We start from the raw sequence: 482 nt of genomic DNA, 5'->3' as shown, positions 1-482 counted from the left end.
GAGGCGTACCTCGGAGGGGCCAGCCCATGACCAACCGCGCACTCGACGTCTCCGGCGTCGACAGCGGCTACGGCGAGGTGCAGGTCCTCCGCGACCTGTCGCTCCACCTCGAATCGGACGAAATCGTCTGCATCATCGGGCCGAACGGCGCGGGGAAGTCGACCGTCCTCAAGACGGTGTTCGGCCTCCTCAAGCCGTGGACCGGCTCGGTCGAACTCGGCGGACAGGACATCACCGGCGAGGAGCCGGAGGACCTCGTCCGCGTCGGGATGGGCGACGTCCCGCAGGTGGACAACGTCTTTTCCTCGCTCACCATCGACGAGAACCTCAGGATGGGCGGGGTCGCCCGCTCGGAGGGCTTGCAGGCGCGAATCGACGAACTGTACGACCAGTTCTCGATTCTCGACGAGAAGCGCTCTGCGAAGGCCCGGACGCTCTCGGGCGGCCAGCGGCAGGTGCTCGCGTTCGCCCGCGCGCTCGTG

At 68.0% G+C, this 482-nt stretch carries 1 protein-coding gene; it reads left to right on the top strand.

What is annotated here, in order from left to right; genetic code table 11:
• Positions 1-26: 26 nt before the first annotated feature.
• Positions 27-482 (top strand): ATP-binding cassette domain-containing protein (locus tag DVK07_RS21420; protein ID WP_121598621.1); only part of this gene is annotated, 456 nt, incomplete at its 3' end.

The sequence above is a fragment of the Halorubrum sp. Atlit-26R genome (assembly GCF_003666015.1).
Classification (GTDB): domain Archaea; phylum Halobacteriota; class Halobacteria; order Halobacteriales; family Haloferacaceae; genus Halorubrum.
This window is presented reverse-complemented; position numbering and strand designations above follow the sequence as displayed.